At 72.4% G+C, this 15,982-nt stretch carries 16 protein-coding genes and 1 pseudogene; 8 read left to right on the top strand and 9 right to left on the bottom strand.

The window, feature by feature from the left end:
- Positions 1 to 18: 18 nt before the first annotated feature.
- From ligA to mnmA, 3 genes are all read right to left on the bottom strand, one after another.
- Complete coding sequence (gene ligA, locus AB0O15_RS06910; protein WP_364315052.1) at positions 19 to 2,121, bottom strand: NAD-dependent DNA ligase LigA; 2,103 nt, start codon at positions 2,119 to 2,121, stop codon at positions 19 to 21.
- A 63-nt stretch (positions 2,122 to 2,184) separates the two neighbouring features.
- Positions 2,185 to 3,180: a methionine synthase gene (locus AB0O15_RS06905; protein WP_364315049.1), complete on the bottom strand. Its 996-nt coding sequence runs from the start codon at positions 3,178 to 3,180 to the stop codon at positions 2,185 to 2,187.
- Positions 3,173 to 4,255 carry a tRNA 2-thiouridine(34) synthase MnmA gene (gene mnmA, locus AB0O15_RS06900; RefSeq protein ID WP_364315046.1) on the bottom strand — a complete coding sequence of 361 codons (1,083 nt, stop codon included), beginning with the start codon at positions 4,253 to 4,255 and terminating at the stop codon, positions 3,173 to 3,175. The genes AB0O15_RS06905 and mnmA overlap by 8 nt, the downstream gene beginning before the upstream one ends.
- A gap of 66 nt (positions 4,256 to 4,321) precedes the next feature.
- Between mnmA and AB0O15_RS06895 the strand changes: the two genes are divergently transcribed.
- Genes AB0O15_RS06895 through AB0O15_RS06885 form a run of 3 tightly spaced genes read left to right on the top strand, consistent with a single transcriptional unit; the run spans position 4,322 to position 7,097 of the window.
- Positions 4,322 to 4,837, top strand: a complete 516-nt coding sequence (locus AB0O15_RS06895; RefSeq protein ID WP_364317105.1) for a SigE family RNA polymerase sigma factor — start codon at positions 4,322 to 4,324, stop codon at positions 4,835 to 4,837.
- Positions 4,834 to 5,880 carry a hypothetical protein gene (locus tag AB0O15_RS06890; protein WP_364315043.1) on the top strand — a complete coding sequence of 349 codons (1,047 nt, stop codon included), beginning with the start codon at positions 4,834 to 4,836 and terminating at the stop codon, positions 5,878 to 5,880. Before AB0O15_RS06895 ends, AB0O15_RS06890 begins: the two co-directional genes overlap by 4 nt.
- A gap of 47 nt (positions 5,881 to 5,927) precedes the next feature.
- Positions 5,928 to 7,097: a cysteine desulfurase family protein gene (locus AB0O15_RS06885; protein WP_364315041.1), complete on the top strand. Its 1,170-nt coding sequence runs from the start codon at positions 5,928 to 5,930 to the stop codon at positions 7,095 to 7,097.
- 109 nt (positions 7,098 to 7,206) lie between these two features.
- Here the strand turns inward: AB0O15_RS06885 and AB0O15_RS06880 are convergent, their stop codons facing one another.
- Together AB0O15_RS06880 and AB0O15_RS06875 are read right to left on the bottom strand one after the other, a co-directional pair.
- Positions 7,207 to 8,166, bottom strand: a complete 960-nt coding sequence (locus tag AB0O15_RS06880) for an electron transfer flavoprotein subunit alpha/FixB family protein (RefSeq protein ID WP_364315040.1) — start codon at positions 8,164 to 8,166, stop codon at positions 7,207 to 7,209.
- A gap of 14 nt (positions 8,167 to 8,180) precedes the next feature.
- On the bottom strand, positions 8,181 to 8,957 hold the full coding sequence (locus AB0O15_RS06875) for an electron transfer flavoprotein subunit beta/FixA family protein (protein WP_364315037.1): 777 nt from the start codon (positions 8,955 to 8,957) through the stop codon (positions 8,181 to 8,183).
- A 226-nt stretch (positions 8,958 to 9,183) separates the two neighbouring features.
- Here AB0O15_RS06875 and AB0O15_RS06870 point away from each other — a divergent pair, with 226 nt between their 5' ends.
- The 3 genes from AB0O15_RS06870 to AB0O15_RS06860 are packed head-to-tail and all read left to right on the top strand — an operon-like array spanning position 9,184 to position 10,303.
- The gene (locus tag AB0O15_RS06870; RefSeq protein ID WP_364315034.1) at positions 9,184 to 9,567 is read left to right on the top strand and encodes a DUF202 domain-containing protein; all 384 of its coding nucleotides are present in this window, start codon (positions 9,184 to 9,186) and stop codon (positions 9,565 to 9,567) included.
- Positions 9,567 to 9,866, top strand: a complete 300-nt coding sequence (locus AB0O15_RS06865) for a DUF202 domain-containing protein (RefSeq protein WP_364315032.1) — start codon at positions 9,567 to 9,569, stop codon at positions 9,864 to 9,866. The genes AB0O15_RS06870 and AB0O15_RS06865 overlap by 1 nt, the downstream gene beginning before the upstream one ends.
- A gap of 38 nt (positions 9,867 to 9,904) precedes the next feature.
- On the top strand, positions 9,905 to 10,303 hold the full coding sequence (locus AB0O15_RS06860) for a PLD nuclease N-terminal domain-containing protein (RefSeq protein WP_364315029.1): 399 nt from the start codon (positions 9,905 to 9,907) through the stop codon (positions 10,301 to 10,303).
- Between the two features lie 3 nt (positions 10,304 to 10,306).
- Here AB0O15_RS06860 and AB0O15_RS06855 read toward each other — a convergent pair whose 3' ends face one another.
- From AB0O15_RS06855 to AB0O15_RS06840, 4 genes are read right to left on the bottom strand one after another with little or no spacing between them, the layout of a single operon-like run.
- Positions 10,307 to 11,917, bottom strand: a complete 1,611-nt coding sequence (locus AB0O15_RS06855) for an acetolactate synthase (RefSeq protein WP_364315026.1) — start codon at positions 11,915 to 11,917, stop codon at positions 10,307 to 10,309.
- Between the two features lie 42 nt (positions 11,918 to 11,959).
- Positions 11,960 to 13,672 (bottom strand): Hsp70 family protein, encoded by a 1,713-nt coding sequence (locus AB0O15_RS06850; RefSeq protein WP_364315023.1) that lies wholly within the window; start codon positions 13,670 to 13,672, stop codon positions 11,960 to 11,962.
- A 28-nt stretch (positions 13,673 to 13,700) separates the two neighbouring features.
- Complete coding sequence (locus AB0O15_RS06845) at positions 13,701 to 14,252, bottom strand: hypothetical protein (protein ID WP_364315020.1); 552 nt, start codon at positions 14,250 to 14,252, stop codon at positions 13,701 to 13,703.
- A 40-nt stretch (positions 14,253 to 14,292) separates the two neighbouring features.
- Positions 14,293 to 15,066, bottom strand: coding sequence for an enoyl-CoA hydratase-related protein (locus AB0O15_RS06840; protein WP_364315017.1), 774 nt, complete (start codon positions 15,064 to 15,066; stop codon positions 14,293 to 14,295).
- 116 nt (positions 15,067 to 15,182) lie between these two features.
- Here AB0O15_RS06840 and AB0O15_RS06835 point away from each other — a divergent pair, with 116 nt between their 5' ends.
- A complete protein-coding gene (locus AB0O15_RS06835; protein WP_364315016.1) occupies positions 15,183 to 15,647 on the top strand; it encodes a DUF6232 family protein in 465 nt (154 codons plus the stop codon).
- 56 nt (positions 15,648 to 15,703) lie between these two features.
- Positions 15,704 to 15,847: pseudogene (locus AB0O15_RS06830) on the top strand (hypothetical protein); the annotation flags it as partial.
- Between the last annotated feature and the right edge of the window lie 135 nt (positions 15,848 to 15,982).

The raw sequence follows: 15,982 nt of genomic DNA, 5'->3' as shown, positions 1-15,982 counted from the left end.
CGCGCTACGGCCGGAGAATCACTCGTCCGTGGCGATCTCGGCGACCGCCCGGGCCGCCTCCGGCCCCTCGGACAGCAGCACCGCGAAGGCGTCGTCGTCGAGCACCGGCACCTTCAGCTGGAGCGCCTTGTCGTACTTGCTGCCGGGGTTGTCGCCGACCACCACGAAGGACGTCTTCTTCGACACCGAGCCACTCACCTTGCCGCCGCGTGAGGTGACCGCCTCGGTGGCGGCGTCGCGCGAGAAGGACGCCAGCGTGCCGGTCACCACGAGGGTCAGGCCGGCCAACGGTTTCGGGCCGTCGTCGCTCTGCTCGTCGCGCATCCGCACGCCGGCCTCGCGCCACTTGCGGACGATGTCGCGGTGCCAGTCGACGGTGAACCACTCGCGCAGGCTGACCCCGATCGTCGGGCCCACGCCGTCGACCTCGGACAGCTTCTCGGCGCCCTCGTCGGACGAGACGGCCGCCTCGATCGCTTCCATCGACCCGAATTCCCGGGCCAGGGCCTGCGCCGCGGTCGGGCCGACGTGTCGGATGGACAGCGCGACCAGCACCCGCCACAGCGGCCGGCCCTTGACCTCCTCGAGGTTCTCCAGCAGCTTCGTCGCGTTGCTGCCCAGGCTGCCGTCCTTGTTGACGAAGAACGGCGAGCGCATCAGGTCGTCGGCGGTCAGCGCGAACAGGTCGCCCTCGTCGGTGATGATGTGCTCGTCGAGCAGCGCCTGGGCCGCCTTGTAGCCGAGCACCTCGATGTCGAACGCGCCCCGGCCGGCCAGGTGGAACACCCGCTCGCGCAACTGGGCCGGGCAGGACCGGCTGTTGGGGCAGCGGATGTCGATGTCGCTCTCCTTGGCCGGAGCGAGCGTCGTGCCGCAGGCCGGGCACTCGGTCGGCATCACGAACTGGCGCGCGTCGTCGGGCCGCAGGTCGATGACCGGCCCGAGCACCTCGGGGATCACGTCACCGGCCTTGCGCAGCACCACGGTGTCGCCGATCCAGACGCCCTTGCGCTCGACCTCGCGCGCGTTGTGCAGCGTGGCCAGGCCGACCGTGGAACCGGCCACCTTCACCGGCTCGAGCACCGCGAACGGGGTGACCCGGCCGGTGCGTCCGACGTTGACCTGGATGTCGAGCAGCTTGGTGGTGACCTCTTCGGGCGGGTACTTGAAGGCGATCGCCCAGCGCGGCGCCCGGCTGGTCGAGCCGAGCCGGCCCTGGATCGAGACCGGGTCGACCTTGATCACCACGCCGTCGATCTCGTGTTCGACGTCGTGCCGGTGTTCGCGGTAGTAGTCGATGTAGTCGCGGACCCCGGGCATGCCGTCGACCAGCTTCCACCGCTCGCTGGTCGGCAGCCCCCACGACTTCAGTGCTTCGTACGCATGGGACTGGGAATCGGGGGTGAAGCCCTTACGCGCGCCGATGCCGTGCACCACCATGCGCAGCCCGCGGGAGGCGGTGACCCGCGGGTCTTTCTGGCGGAGGCTGCCCGCCGCCGCGTTGCGCGGGTTGGCGAACGGCGCCTTGCCCTGCTCGACCAGGAGTGCGTTGAGGTCGGCGAAGGCGGACGCCGGGAAGTAGATCTCGCCGCGCACCTCGAGCAGCTCGGGCGGGTCGTCGTCGGTCAGCCGCTCGGGGATCTCGCGGATCGTGCGGACGTTGGAGGTCACGTCTTCCCCGGTGCGCCCGTCGCCGCGGGTCGCCCCGCGGACCAGCTTGCCCTTCTCGTAGGTCAGGTTGATGGCCAGCCCGTCGACCTTGAGCTCGCAGATGAACGGCACCGGGCCGCCCGCGTCACGAACCGTGCGGTCGGACCACGCCTGGAGCTCGTCGATGTCGAAGACGTTGTCCAGCGACATCATCCGCTCGGCGTGCTCGACCGGGGTGAAGAGCGTGGAGAACGTGCCGCCGACCCGTTGCGTCGGCGACTCGGGCGTACGCAACGAGGGGTATTTCTGCTCGATCGCCTCGAGCTCTTTCAGCTTCCGGTCGAACTCGGCGTCGGCGATGGTCGGCGAGTCAAGCACGTAATAGCGGTACTGATGACCGAGCAACTCCTCGGCCAGCTCGGCGTGGGCCGTGCTCACCTCGGCCGACGGTTCCGCGATCTCGTTGGGCACCCTGACCTCCGTGTTTCGTGCTTGGAGGCCAATTTAGTACCCACCCCTGACAGTTTCGGGGAGCTACGCCTCGACCAGACGGCGGCCGGCCTCACGACAGGCTTTCAGGGCGGCGCGGACAAAATCGGGGGACGCTCCGGCCAGGCCGCAGGCCGGGGTGACCACCACCTGGGCCGGCAGCGTGGCCGCCGGGAAGCCGAGCCGCTTCCACAGCCTGGCCACCCGATCGGCGACCTGCTTGCCGGTCGGCGGGGCGTCGCTCAGCCCGAAGGCCCCGGCGAACAGACCCAGCCCGACCTCCAGAGCCTCGCCCAGCGGGTCGAGATCTTTCAGCAGCGACAGATCGAGGCTGACGGCCGCCGCACCGGAGTCGCGCACCACCTGAAGAGGAACGTCCGGCCCGCACGAGTGCACCACCACGGGCACACCCACGGCCTCGATCACGCCGCGCAGCGCGGTGGCCGCGTCGGCGGGATCGACCGCCCGGTAGGCGCTCAGCCCGCTCTCGGTCGGCACCTGCCCGGCCAGCACCGCGGTCAGCGACGGCTCGTCCAGCTGCAACAGCACCCGCGCCCGGGGCAGCCGCTTGCGCACCTCGTCGACATGCCGGCGCAGGCCCTCGGCGAGCGACGCGCCGAGATCGCGCACCGCGCCCGGGTCGCGCAGCAGCCGCCCGCCGATCGGCAGGTCGACGCTCGCGGCCAGGGTCCACGGGCCGGCCGCCTGGAGCTTGACCGTCCCGGCGTACCCCGCGCCCTGCTCGGTCAACTGGTCGAGGTCGCGTTCCCGCAGGTCGGCGGTGGTGCGAAGGTCGCGCCCGGGACGGGGAGCCACCTGCCAGCGCCCGACGTAGACCTGCACCGGCAGATCGGCGAGCAGGCCCGCGCTCCGGCCGATCATGTCCGCGCCCGGCCCGCGCGCCGGCAACTCGGCCAGGTGGGGCAGGTCGGGCAGCTCACCGAAGATCAGGCGCTGGGCCTCGGCGATGTCGGTGCCGGGCAGCGAGCCGATCCCGGTGGCGGCGCCGACCGGCCACGGGAACTCCGGCCGGTCAGGCACCGGCGTCGGCCGACTCGATGGTGGCCGACCCGAGGACGATGTCGCCCGCCGGGTCCTTCCGGTAGGCCACCAGGGCCTGGCCCGGGGCGATGCCGCGGGCGGGAGTGCGCAGTTCGGCGGTCAGCATGGTGTCCTCGATCGTCACGACGCCCGGCACGACCTCGCCGTGCGCACGCATCTGGATGTCACATTCGACCGGCGAGGACGCGGCGCCGTGCCAGATCGGCCTGGTCGCCATGACCCGCGAGACCTCCAGCGCCGACCGCGGCCCGACCGTCACGGTGTTGGTGACCGGGGTGATCGACAACACGTAGCGCGGCTGCCCGTCCGCCGCCGGCACGCGCAGGTCGAGACCCTTGCGCTGACCGATGGTGTACGCGTAAGCGCCCTGGTGCTGCCCGAGCGTCGCCCCGGTGGCCGCGTCGACGATGTCGCCCGGCGCCTCGCCCAGCCGGTCGCGCAGGAAGCCCCGGGTGTCGCCGTCCGCGATGAAACAGATGTCGTGCGAATCCGGTTTCCCGGCCACGGCCAGCCCGCGCTCGGCCGCCTCGGCGCGCACCTGCTCCTTGGTCGAGTCGCCGAGCGGGAAGACCGACCGCGACAACTGCTCGCCGGTCAGCACGGCCAGCACGTACGACTGGTCCTTGGCCTGGTCGACGCTGCGCCGCAGCCGGCCGTCGGCGCCCAGCCGCGCGTGGTGGCCGGTCACCACCGCGTCGAAGCCCAGCGCGACGGCCCGGTCGAGCACCGCCTCGAACTTGATCTTCTCGTTGCAGCGCAGGCAGGGATTGGGGGTACGCCCGGCCGCGTATTCCGCCACGAAGTCGTCGACCACGCTGTCGTGGAACTGCTCGGCCATGTCCCACACGTAGAACGGGATGCCGATCACGTCGGCGGCCCGGCGCGCGTCGCGGGAGTCTTCCAGCGTGCAGCAGCCGCGGGCGCCGGTGCGGTAGGTCTGTGGGTTACGGGACAACGCCAGATGGACGCCCGTGACATCGTGGCCCGCATCGGCCGCGCGCGCGGCCGCGACCGCGGAGTCCACCCCGCCCGACATCGCCGCAAGAACCCGCATGATGACAAGCGTAACCGTGTCAACGGAACGGACCACTCACCGCCTCGGAGAGACGTGACGCAGGCGATGACGGCCGAGGAAGCCCCTCCGGCCACCTTCGAGGAGTACGCGGCGGCTCGGGGCGCCGCGCTGCTCCGGTTCGCCACGCTGCTCACCGGGGACCGGCACCGCGCCGAGGACCTGGTGCAGGAAGCGCTGGCCAAGGCCTATCTGAAGTGGGACCGGATCCGCCGGACCGACCAACCCGACGTGTACGTGCGCCGCGTGCTGCTCAACGCCTCGCGCGCGTGGTGGCGCCGGCGCAGCAGCCACGAGGTGCCGACCGACATCCGGCCGGACCGGGCCGGGCCGCAGGACACGGCCGGCGCGGTGGTGGAACGGGACCACATGCGGCGCCTGATCGCCCGGCTGCCTCCGAAGCAACGGACCGTGCTGGTCCTGCGCTACTACGAGGATCTCGACGACGGCACGATCGCGGCGATCCTGGGCTGCCGCGAGGTGACCGTACGCACGCACGCCATGCGCGGCCTCCAGACGCTGCGCGACCGCTACCCCATCGCCGACGGGAGGGACCGACCGTGACCGACATCGAGAACAAGCTCCGCGACACGTTGCACGCCGACGCCGGGGAGGTGCCGGTTCCGGGCGACCTGACCGGGCGGGCGGTGCTCCGGGCCGGCCGGATCCGCCGCAACCGCCGGATCGCCGCCGCCGCCGGAACCGCGGTGATGGTGCTGGGCGCGCTGCTGGCGGTCCCGCTGCTCCGGCCGCCGGCCGCGCCGCCACACCAGGCGGCCGGCCCGCTCGGAGGCGACGTGCACTTCGACATCGACGAGAAGGCGGCCGGGGCCGAGGTCGACTACGTGTACACCGGCCAGGGCGTGGAGCTGCTCTCGATGAGCCTGAGTCGGGCCGAGACGACCCTCAGCGTCTACCTCTCCGACAATCAGGCCGCCCTGGAGAAGGCGCTGGCCGGCGATGAGATCGGCCGCTCGAAGTACGTCACCCCGGTCCCGGGCACGAGCGATCAGCCGGCCACCGTCGGCGGGCGCCCGGCCACCCTGCGACGCTGGACCGATCCGGCCGAGAGCGGCGGCTACCTGCTCCGCTGGCGGCTGAAGGACGGCCGGTACGGCCTCGTGCTGTCAGCCGGCACCGACATCGGCGCCCCGATCGCCGCGGCCGAGGCGGTGATCCCGGACGGCACGCGGGAGTGCCGGGTCGCGTTCCGCGCGTCCTACATCCCGGCCGGCTACGAGTACGTCAGCTGCAACTTCTCGTTCACCGGGAACCCGCCACGGACGGTCCGCTCCAAGGTGATCTGGCGCAAGGACGGGAAGGACCTCGTGGTGGTCGCCGACGCGGGCATGCCCGCCCGGCGGGAGGAGCCGAACATCACAGTCGCCGGTGGGCCGGCGTACTGGGCGTCGGTGGCGAAACCCAGCCCGCCGCGGCAGCCCGGCGATCCAGGCCTCCGCCGGCTGTCCCAGGACCTGCTCATGGTCCCCGACCTGGCGGGATACTCGGTGTCGGTGGTGGGCGCGGCCCAGCCGGACGCGATCGGCATCGTCGAGGGGCTGACCTTCGGCGGCAAGCCGCTCGAGCCCGGGACCTGGCCCCGGTGAAAGCGTGCGGGCGTCGTCGCGAGGCGTAGGCATAAGCTGTCTTGTTGATGGCCTACCTGGATCACGCGGCGACCACACCGATGCTTCCCGAGGCGCTCGACGCGTATGTCGCAGCGGCCCGGCAGGTCGGTAATGCGTCGTCCCTGCACGCCGCCGGCCGGGGCGCCCGCCGGCTGGTCGAGGAGTCCCGCGAGCGGATCGCCGCGGTGCTCGGCGCCCGCCCCTCCGAGGTGGTCTTCACCAGCGGCGGGACCGAGAGCGACAACCTGGCGACCAAGGGCCTGTTCTGGGCCCGCCGCGACGCCGACCCCGGCCTGGGCCGGGTGGTCGCCTCCGCGGTCGAGCACCACGCGGTGATGGACGCGGTCGACTGGCTGGGCGCCCACGAGGACGCCGACCCGACCTGGCTGCCGGTCGACGCGGCCGGCCGGGTCGACCCGGCGGCGCTGGCCGCGCTGGTCGACGAGCACGACGACATCGCCGTGATCAGCGTCCAGTGGGCCAACAACGAGGTCGGCACCATCCAGCCGATCGCCGAGCTGGCCGCGGTCGCGGCGCGGGCCGGCGTCCCGTTCCACACCGACGCGGTGCAGGCGGTCGGCCAGATCCCGGTCGACTTCGCGGCCAGCGGCGCGGCCGCCCTCACCCTGACCGGCCACAAGCTGGGCGGCCCGGTCGGGGTCGGCGCCCTGTTGCTGGGCCGTGATGTCGCCTGCACCCCGATCCTGCACGGCGGTGGCCAGGAACGCGACGTGCGTTCCGGCACCCTCGACACGGCCGGCGTGGCCGCCTTCGCGGTGGCGGTGGAGACCGCGGTGAAGGGCCAGGCCGAGTACGCCGCCCGCGTCGGCGCCCTCCGCGACGATCTGGTCACCCGCATCGTCGAGGCCTTGCCCGACGCCATCTACAACGGCGACCCGGCCGACCGCCTGGCCGGCAACGCCCACTTCTCGTTCCCCGGCTGCGAGGGCGACGCCCTCCTGCTGCTGCTCGACGCCCAGGGCATCGCCTGCTCGACCGGCTCGGCCTGCTCGGCCGGCGTCGCCCAGCCCTCCCACGTCCTGCTGGCCATGGGCGCCGACGACGACCGCGCCCGTTCGTCCCTCCGCTTCACCCTCGGCCACACCTCCACCCGCGACGACGTCGACGCCCTGCTCGCCGCCCTCCCCGGCGCCGTCGAACGCTCCCGCCGCGCCACCGCCTGGAAGAGCCGCTGACGCGGTGGTAGCTCTGAGCGGTATCCGGGGCCCGGATACCGCTCAGAGCTACCACTGCGGACACGGACGGCCCGGCGGAATTCCGCCGGGCCGTCCTGCGAACGTGGTTCTACTTGCGCTTGCGGATCTCTTCGTCGGCCTGCGGGACCACCTTGAAGAGGTCGCCGACCACGCCGAAGTCGGCCAGCTCGAAGATCGGCGCCTCGGGGTCCTTGTTGACCGCGACGATCGTCTTCGAGGTCTGCATGCCGGCCCGGTGCTGGATCGCGCCGGAGATGCCCAGCGCCACGTAGAGCTGCGGGGACACCGTTTTGCCGGTCTGGCCGACCTGGAACTGGTGTGGGTAGTAGCCGGAGTCGACGGCCGCGCGGGAGGCGCCGACCGCGGCGCCGAGCAGGTCGGCCATCTCTTCGACGAGCTTGAAGTTGTCGGCGTTGCCGACGCCGCGGCCGCCGGAGACCACGATGGACGCCTCGGAGAGGTCGGGGCGGGAGCCCTTCTGCTCGGCGACCCGCTCGACCACCTTGGTCAGCTTGTCCTTCTCGCCAACCTCGACGGTGAGCTGCTCGACCGTGGCCGGGGCGGGCTGGGGCGCCGGGGTGACCGAGTTGGGCCGGATGGTGACAATCGGGAGACCCCGCTTCACCTTGGCCTGCACGATCGTCGAGCCGGCGAACACCACCTGGGTCGCGGTGCCGTCCGCGGCCAGCTCGACCGCGTCGGTGAGCAGCCCGTTGTCCAGCTTGACGGCAAGCCGGGCGGCGATCTCCTTGCCCTCCTGGGTCGAGCCGAGCAGCACCGCGGCCGGCGAGACCCGCTTCACCAGGTCGGCCAGCACGGTGGCCTTGGGCGCGACCAGGTAGCCGTCGATGTCGTCGCCCTCGGCGGCGTAGACCTTGGCCGCCCCGTACTCACCGAGCTTCTCGGCGAAGGACGAAGCCGCGCCGGCTCCGCCGAACACGACGGCCGACACCTCGCCCAGGGTTCGGGCGATGGTGAGCATCTCGAGCGTGACCTTCTTGACGCCGGCGGCCTGCGAGGCCTCGACGACGACCAGTACTTCAGCCATTACGACAGCCTCTCTCAGACAAACTTCTCGGACGCGAGGTACTCGACCAGCTGCCGGCCGCCCGTACCCTCGTCGGTGATCGTGGTTCCGGAGGACCGCGGCGGGCGCTTGGCCGCCGAGACCACCTCGGAGGTCGCCCCGGCGAAGCCGACCTCGTCGGCCGCGACGCCCAGGTCGCTCAGCGACAGCGTCTGCACCGGCTTCTTCTTCGCGGCCATGATGCCCTTGAAGGACGGGTACCGCGGCTCGTTGATGGTGTCCCAGACGCTGACGATGGCCGGCGTGGCGGCCGAGACGACCTCGTAGCCCTCGTCGGTCTGCCGCTCGGCGGTCAGGGTGTCGCCGTCCACGGTGAGCTTGCGGGCGCCGGTCAGCGCGGCCAGGCCGAGGCGCTCGGCCAGCATGTGGGGCATGACCTGGACGCGGCCGTCGGTCGACTCGGCGCCACAGATGATCAGGTCGGCCGAGAGCGTGCCGAGGGCGGCGGCGAGGACCTTGGAGGTGGCGACCGCGCAGGAGCCGTGCAGCGCGTCGTCCTGGACGTGCACCGCCTTGTCCGGGCCCATGGACAGCGCTTTGCGGATCGACTCGGTGGCGGTGTCCGGACCCATGGTCAGGATGGTCACCTCGCCACCGTGCGCCTCCTTGATCTTCAGCGCCTCCTCGATGGCGTACTCGTCCATCTCGTTGATGACGTTCCCGGAGCCGCGCTCGACCGTGTTGTCGGTGGCGCTCAGCGAACGTTCGGCGCCGGAGTCGGGCACCTGCTTGACCAGTACGACGATGTTCATCGCGCTTCGACAACCCTCCTGTAGTAAATGCCCAGTCCCACATTCGCCTCGCGAGGTCCCGCCCCACAAGCGAATGTGGGGGCAGGCATCAGCCACTCGAAGGTTACCCGCCAGTAGCATGTGCGGGACGGGGACCGGGAGTGAAAAAACTCTCGACCCATCCTCTACCACGTCCCGGCAACGCCCGGGGCGGGCCTGGTTCACCTCGGGGGTCGATAATCAGCCGGTGATCGGCGACCTGCGACAGTGGTTCGACCCCGACCGGGCGGAAGGGGTGGGCGAGCCGCCCGACTACCGCTTCTCGCTGGCCAACGAACGCACCTTCCTGGCCTGGATCCGGACCGGCCTGGCGCTGATCGCCGGCGGCCTGGCCTGCGCGCAGTTCCTGCCGCCGCTGGCCATCGCCCACCTGCGCGAGGCCATCGCGGTGCTGCTGCTGGTGCTCGGCGGCCTGGTCGCGTTGCGCGCGGTCGACCACTGGGCCCGCACCGAACGGGCCATGCGGCTCAAGCAGGATCTGCCGCGTACGCGGTTCCCGGCGATCCTGGCCATCGTCGTCGCGTTCGGCGCCGCGATCCTGGTGATCACCGTGCTGATGCGCGGCTTCTGATGCTGGACGACGTCGGGGCCTCGGCCGCCCGCACCCGGCTGGCCTGGCGGCGGACGGCGATGACCGGCACCGTCGCGGCCCTGCTGGCGCTGCGGCCCGCCTTCGCCGACCCCGGGCCGTGGCAGCTGCTGGCGGCGAGCGCGGCGATGGCCGGTTGCGCGGGGCTGATCGCTCTCGCGTACCGCCGCAAAAGGGGTCTGATCCGGCACCCACCACAACCGGGCCGCCGGACCGTGGTGGCCTGCGCGCTGCTGACGGTGGGGCTCGCGGTCATCGGTGGACTGGTTGTCACCCTCTGACCCATGCCGTTCCCAGGTTGGCGCGTCATCATTGCGTCATGGTCCGGTTGTTCGTCTTTCTCGCGGCCGCGCAGCTCGTGCTGCTGGTGCTCGCGCTGATCAGCTGCCTCGCGGCCGACCGCGTTCGTAACCTGCCCCGCGCGCTGTGGGTCCTGGTGGTCCTGTTCGTGCCCCTGATCGGGCCGATGGCCTACTACCTGTGGGGCCGGCCGGTCGCCGCGCACGGCGTGAACCCGTACCGGCCGCGGCCGGCCTCCCCCGACGACGACCCCGAGTTCCTGCGCTCGATGAACTCCGAGCAGGCCCGGCGCGATCGCGAGCTGCTCTCCCAGTGGGAACGCGACCTGCACGAGCCCGAGCCGGAACGCCCTCGCGACGAGGAACGCGAGCCCGACGGTCACCGCAACGCGAACGGCGACGACGCCCCCAAGGCGTAGGGCTCAGGCCAGGTTGGACGACCGGGGGTAGGCGTCGGCCGGGTCGGTCAGCACGTTGACCAGGTACGGAACATGTGCCGCGAACGCGCGGTCGAGCGCGGCGCCGATCTCGCCCGGCTTCTCGACGGTCTCGCCGGCGCCGCCCAGGGCCCAGACGACGTCGTCGTAGCGCAGGCCCGGCTGCAGGTCGGCGGCCACGTCGTAGCCGTACATCGCCTGCATGGGGTGTTTCTCGAGGCCCCAGATGCCGTTGTTGCCGACCACGATCACCACCGGGAGCTGCTGGCGGACCAGCGACTCGACGTCCATCAGGGAGAAGCCGGCCGCGCCGTCGCCCATCAGCACGCAGACCTGCCGGTCGGGGTAGGTGACCCGCGCCCCCATCGCGTAGCCCATGCCGGTGCCGAGGCAGCCGTACGGGCCCGGGTCGAGCCAGGTGCCGGGGCGGGCGGGCTCGAGGTAGCGGCCGGCGTACGAGACGAAGTCGCCACCGTCGCCGATGGTCACCGCGTCCTCGGCCAGCACCTTGCGCAGCTCGCCGTAGATGCGGGCGGGCTTGATCGGGTCGGTCTCGGCCGCCATCGCCTCGGCGTCCCGGGCCTTGCCGGCGTCCTCGGCCGTCCGCAGACCGGCGATCCACTCGGCGTGGTCGGCGTTTTTCTGAGCCAGGGCCGTGAGGATCTGAACCAGGTCACCGGCCGGGGAGACGGCGGTCGACACGTGCGACGCGCGCTGCGACGGGGCATCCACGATGTGGACGACCTGGGCGTCGAACTCGCCGAAGCCGAGCCGGAAGTCGAGCGGCGTGCCGATCACGACCACCACGTCGGCCTCGCTCAGGGCCGGGCGCCGGGCCTTGGCGAAGGCCAGCGGGTGGCCGGGCGGCAGCGCGCCGCGGCCCATGCCGTTGGTGAAGACCGGCACCCCCAGGGCCTCGGCCGCCGCGCGCAGGGCGTCGACCGCGCCGCCGGCCCAGACGTCGGAGCCGGCGATGATCACCGGACGCTCGGCCCCGGCGATCAGCGCGGCCGCCTTGGCCACGTCGTCGGGGTCGGCCTCGAGCGGGGCGATCGCGTTGGCCACCGGGGCCGCCGCGTCGTCCGAGGAGAAGAGCACTTCGAGGGGTACGTCGAGGAAGGCCGGCCCGCGGTGCGGTGTGAGGGCGGCGGTCAGGGCGGCGGACACCTCGCCCGGGATCGAGGCGGTGTCGGCGGCCGTGGCGGCGTACTTGGTGACCGGCGTGACCAGCGGCAGGTGGTCGATCTCCTGGAGGCTGCCCGAGCCCCAGCGGAAGGCGGGCGCCCGCCCGCCCATCACCAGCACCGGGGACGCGTTGAAGAAGGCGCTCGTCAGGCCGGAGATGCCGTTCGTGACGCCGGGGCCGGCGGTGAGCACGGCCAGGCCGGGCCGGCGCTGGAGCTTGGCCACCGCCTCGGCGGCGAACACCGCGGACTGCTCGTGGCGCACGTCGAAGATCGGGAAGCCGGCCTTGTGGGCGGCGTCGTACAGCGGGAAGACGTGGCCGCCGGAGAGCGTGAACATCTCCGTGACCCCGTACGCCCGCAGCATGGCCAGCGCCAGCTCGCCGCCGTGGCCCTCGATCGAATCCGCCATGCAGCACCCCTCAAGAAACGTCAGTCGTGAATCTCATTCACCTTATCCGCCGCGGATCAATCGCGCGATGTCGTAGAAGACCTGTTCGACGTCGTCGATGAACGGATCGCCGTTGCCGTAGCCGTAGGCCAGCGCCATCGCCAGCACCGGTGCGGTGATCAGCACGGCGATGCTCAGCAGGACCTGGAGGAACCGGACGAACTTCCGCAGGCCCCGCTTCTTCCGGACCGGCGGCCGCGGCGCCGGCGGCCGCTGACTCACCGGCGGCCGCTGACTCACCGGCGGGCGGGCCACCGTGCGCGGCGGCCGCGAATCGGAGAAGGGCTTCGTCGGCATCGGCGCCGGCGAGGACGGCCGGGAGACCGGCGGGACCGGCCGGGTGGCGGGCGGGACCGACGGCGGCGACGAGGTCGGAGTGATCAGCCCGAACGGCTCCTTGACCACGGTCGCGGCCGGGTCGGGGATCCACGGCATCGGCGCCGCGTCGGCCCACGGGTCGACCGCCGGCCTCAGCTCGCGGTTCGACTCGCCGCCGGACGGGCCGAAGTCGTACTGGCTGTAGTCGAAGGTGTCCGGCACCACGTCCGGGGGCGGGGGCGGGGGCCCGGGCGACGGCGACGGCCGCACGCCGTACCTGGGCATCTCCTCGGTCGGCCCCGGCGCCGCCGGCTCGCCGGCCAGCAGCGCCTCGTCGGCGAGCAGGCTGCCCTCGGCCACCACCATCTCGGGCTGCTCGATCGCCACCGGAGCCACCCCGATGGCCCGGTGCAGCAGCGTGGCCACCAGCGGGATCCGGCTCGCGCCGCCGACCAGGAACACCCCGGCCAGCCGCCCCTCGGCCAGCTGGGCCCAGTCGAGCAGCTCCTTGGTGACCCGCACGGTCTGGTCGATCAGCGGCCGGGCCAGCTTCTCGAGCTCGTCCCGGGTGATGTGCACCTCGTGGTTGAGCAGCGGCACCACCAGGTCGGCGGACTGGGCCCGGGACAGCCGTTCCTTGGCGATCCGCACGTCGTCCCAGAGCTGCCGCTGGGCCCGCCGCTCGGCCAGCGTCTCGGGCATCAGCAGCGGTCGCCAGCCGTCGTCCCCGGCGGCCAGGTGGTCGATCAGGGCGGCGTCGATGTCCAGGCCACCGACGTCGTCCCGCCCGTCCACGGCCAGCACCTCGAAACCCTCGGCGGTACGCGCGACGACGCTGGCGTCGAACGTTCCCGCCCCGAAGTCGTGCACCACCACGACCGACCCGATCGGCACGTCCCGCCCGAGCACGCCGGCGAAGTAGGTGGCCGCCGCCACCGGCTCGGCGACCAGCCGCGCGTCGTTCAGCCCGGCCATCGTGGCCGCCTCGGCCAGCAGCGTGCGCCGGGTCGCGCCCCACGACGCGGGGCAGGTCAGCGTGACCGAGGGCGGCACCGGACCGGCCGCGTTCCGCCACTCCTCGGCCACCCGGGAGAGCACCGCGGCGAACATCTCGACGGTGCGTACCTCACGGTCGCCGAGCAGCACCCGGTCTTCGTCGATGCGGCGTTTCGGGTTGGGCTCGAAGCGCGACGGGTCGATCCGGGCGCTGTAGACGGCGTCACGGCCGACCGAGAGCGGGCCGTCGGTCTCGGCGTAGACGGCCGAGGGCAGCAGCGGGGAGCCGTCGATCAGGAGCGGGCGGGCGCGGCCGTCCGGCCATTGCGCCACCGCGACCGTGTTGGACGTGCCGAAGTCCACGCCGAGGGCATGGCGGGGCCGACCCTGGTCGATGGACATGAAGGCGATTCTAGGGGGTTCGGTGTGATCAGGCGGTCTGCCAGCTCAGGGCGCCGTCCTCGCCCTTCGCGCAGCGCACCGCGTCGCCGCCCAGAGTGCGGCCCCGGTCGCCCTCGGTCTCGCACTCGTCGCCCTTCTTCACCGGGAGCTGGAACTCGTTCCCCGGCGTGGCGGTCGGCGCGACGCCGATGTCCGGGGGCTTCGAGGCGGCCGGCTTCGTGGTGGTCGGCGCGCTGATCGGCTTCGGCGGGGCGGCGGCCCGCCTGGTCGTGCGTTTCGGGCTCGGCTCCGCCTTCGCGTGGCCGATCCGGCTGGGCTTCACCTGCGGCTTCGGCGGCGGTGCGGTCGACTTCCCGGGTACGGGCGGCAGCGGCGCGGCGGGCAGCCCGATGTTCGCGGTCGGCATCACCACCGGGGCGCGCGCCTCGGCGCCGGCCTGACCGGCGGACGTGGAACCGGGCCCGGGCCCGAACGTGACGAACCCGATCACCGCGCACAGGGCCGCCTGCCCGGCCACGAGGGCGACGGCCACGCGCACCGTGCGTCGCGGCGACGTCGCGCTCGGGACCGGTTCCGTCACGGGCCGAACACTAAGCCAAACTATCGACGGATGCGAGTAGCTACCGCCCCTGGAACTTGGGTTTTCTCTTCTCCACGAAGGCATTGGTGCCCTCGACGCGGTCCTCGGTGGCGAACAGGCCGGCGAACAACTGGCTCTCCCAGGCCAGCCCGGAGGCGAGATCGCGGTCCAGGCCGCCGTCGATGGCCAGCTTGGCGGCGCGCAGGGCCAGGGCCGGGCCGGTCACGTACGGCTTGAGCAGGGCGACCGCCGTCGCGTAGACGTCGGCGGCCGGCGCCACCCGGTCGGCCAGCCCGATCCGCAGCGCCTCCTCGGCGTCCACCATCCGGCCCGAGAAGATCAGGTCCTTGGCCCGGGCCGGTCCGATCAGCCGGGCCAGCCGCTGGGTGCCGCCGGCGCCGGGGATGATGCCGAGCCGGATCTCGGGCTGGCCCAGCTTGGCGTCCTCGGCCACCACCCGCCAGTCACAGGCCAGGGCCAGTTCGCAGCCGCCGCCGAGGGCGTAGCCGGTGATCGCGGCGACGGTCGGCTTGGCGATCTCGGCGACCGTGGTGAAGGCGCCGGTCAGCGCGGACGCCCGTACCGTCATGTCCTGGAAGGTCCGGGTGGTGAACTCGTTGATGTCGGCGCCGGCCGCGAACACCTTCTCGCCACCCCAGACGATCACCGCGCGGACCTCCGGGTCGGTGGCGGCCTGCTGCGCGGCGACCCGCAACTCTTCCTGGACCTGCGTGTTCAGCGGGTTCATCGGCGGCCGGTCCAGCCGGATCGTGCCGATCCCGTCCGCCGTCTCCAGGTTCACGAACTCGCCCACAAGCGTCTCCTCATCGATGAAGTCACGCCCAGCCTACGTAGAGTGGTAGTCCAGGACGCCATCTGCGGCCTGGATACCGGCTTGGCCTACCACTTCGCCGTCCCGCCGAGGGTCTGATGATCACGTACTACAAGGACGCCGAGGTTGTGGTCACCTCGGCCGGCGTGCGGATGTCCGGCCGCCAGTTCGCGCTGGCCGATTTCGCCGCCGTCTGGCACCGCCGCGGGCGCCGGTCCTGGGGCGTGGTGGCCGGCCGGGGCGCGATCGGGCTGGCCATCCTGATCCCGATCCTGGTGGGCGTCCTCGGCATTCTGATCGCGCTGCTCATCGGCGCGTCGACCAGCGTGACGGTGGCCCTGGTGGGCGGGGGCATCCTGGCCGGCCTGCTGGCCCTGCCACTGGCCGACGTGCTGCTGGAACGCATCGACCGCTCCTACGACCGGGGCAGCCGCAACCTGGAGATCTGGGGCCGGGTCCGCGGGGCCGACGTGCTGCTGCTGCGAACCGACAACCGGCAGCGCTTCGGTCAGATCTATCGGGCCCTGCAACGCGCCCTGGACAGCGGCCCGATCCGGCGCTGAGCTTTTCCGCCAAACCGCCGCCCGGAAACGTCGCGGCCAGGGACGATCAGGGAACCATGAGAGCGACCCAGGTACGTCCCACGGGCATCCGGCACCCGGACATGCCCCGGGCCGTCTTCAAGCTGCTGTGGGACACGCTCAAGGAGCGCAAGGAGCTGTTCGCGTACGTCGTGAATCTCGCCTCCGACGGCGCCCACTACTGGGTCCTGGCGCATGTCACGCCGTCCTTCGACGCGCACGGCAAGGTGGTCGGCTACCACTCGAACCGGCGCAAGCCCGAACCGGCGGCGATCAGCGCGGCCCGCGAGCTCTTCGGCCGCCTCCGACGCCGACGC

This window comes from Actinoplanes sp. NPDC089786, assembly GCF_040684855.1.
In the GTDB taxonomy this organism is placed as follows: Bacteria; Actinomycetota; Actinomycetes; order Mycobacteriales; family Micromonosporaceae; genus Actinoplanes.
This window is presented reverse-complemented; position numbering and strand designations above follow the sequence as displayed.

Bases quoted from the DNA above. Each gene is read 5' to 3' on its own strand.
- AB0O15_RS06880 (WP_364315040.1), bottom strand. From the start codon at position 8,166: ATGGCTGAAGTACTGGTCGTCGTCGAGGCCTCGCAGGCCGCCGGCGTC.
- AB0O15_RS06835 (WP_364315016.1), top strand. From the start codon at position 15,183: ATGATCACGTACTACAAGGACGCCGAGGTTGTGGTCACCTCGGCCGGC.
- AB0O15_RS06855 (WP_364315026.1), bottom strand. From the start codon at position 11,917: ATGGCGGATTCGATCGAGGGCCACGGCGGCGAGCTGGCGCTGGCCATG.
- AB0O15_RS06875 (WP_364315037.1), bottom strand. From the start codon at position 8,957: ATGAACATCGTCGTACTGGTCAAGCAGGTGCCCGACTCCGGCGCCGAA.
- AB0O15_RS06850 (WP_364315023.1), bottom strand. From the start codon at position 13,672: ATGTCCATCGACCAGGGTCGGCCCCGCCATGCCCTCGGCGTGGACTTC.
- AB0O15_RS06885 (WP_364315041.1), top strand. From the start codon at position 5,928: ATGGCCTACCTGGATCACGCGGCGACCACACCGATGCTTCCCGAGGCG.
- AB0O15_RS06860 (WP_364315029.1), top strand. From the start codon at position 9,905: ATGGTCCGGTTGTTCGTCTTTCTCGCGGCCGCGCAGCTCGTGCTGCTG.
- AB0O15_RS06865 (WP_364315032.1), top strand. From the start codon at position 9,567: ATGCTGGACGACGTCGGGGCCTCGGCCGCCCGCACCCGGCTGGCCTGG.
- AB0O15_RS06895 (WP_364317105.1), top strand. From the start codon at position 4,322: ATGACGGCCGAGGAAGCCCCTCCGGCCACCTTCGAGGAGTACGCGGCG.
- mnmA (WP_364315046.1), bottom strand. From the start codon at position 4,255: ATGCGGGTTCTTGCGGCGATGTCGGGCGGGGTGGACTCCGCGGTCGCG.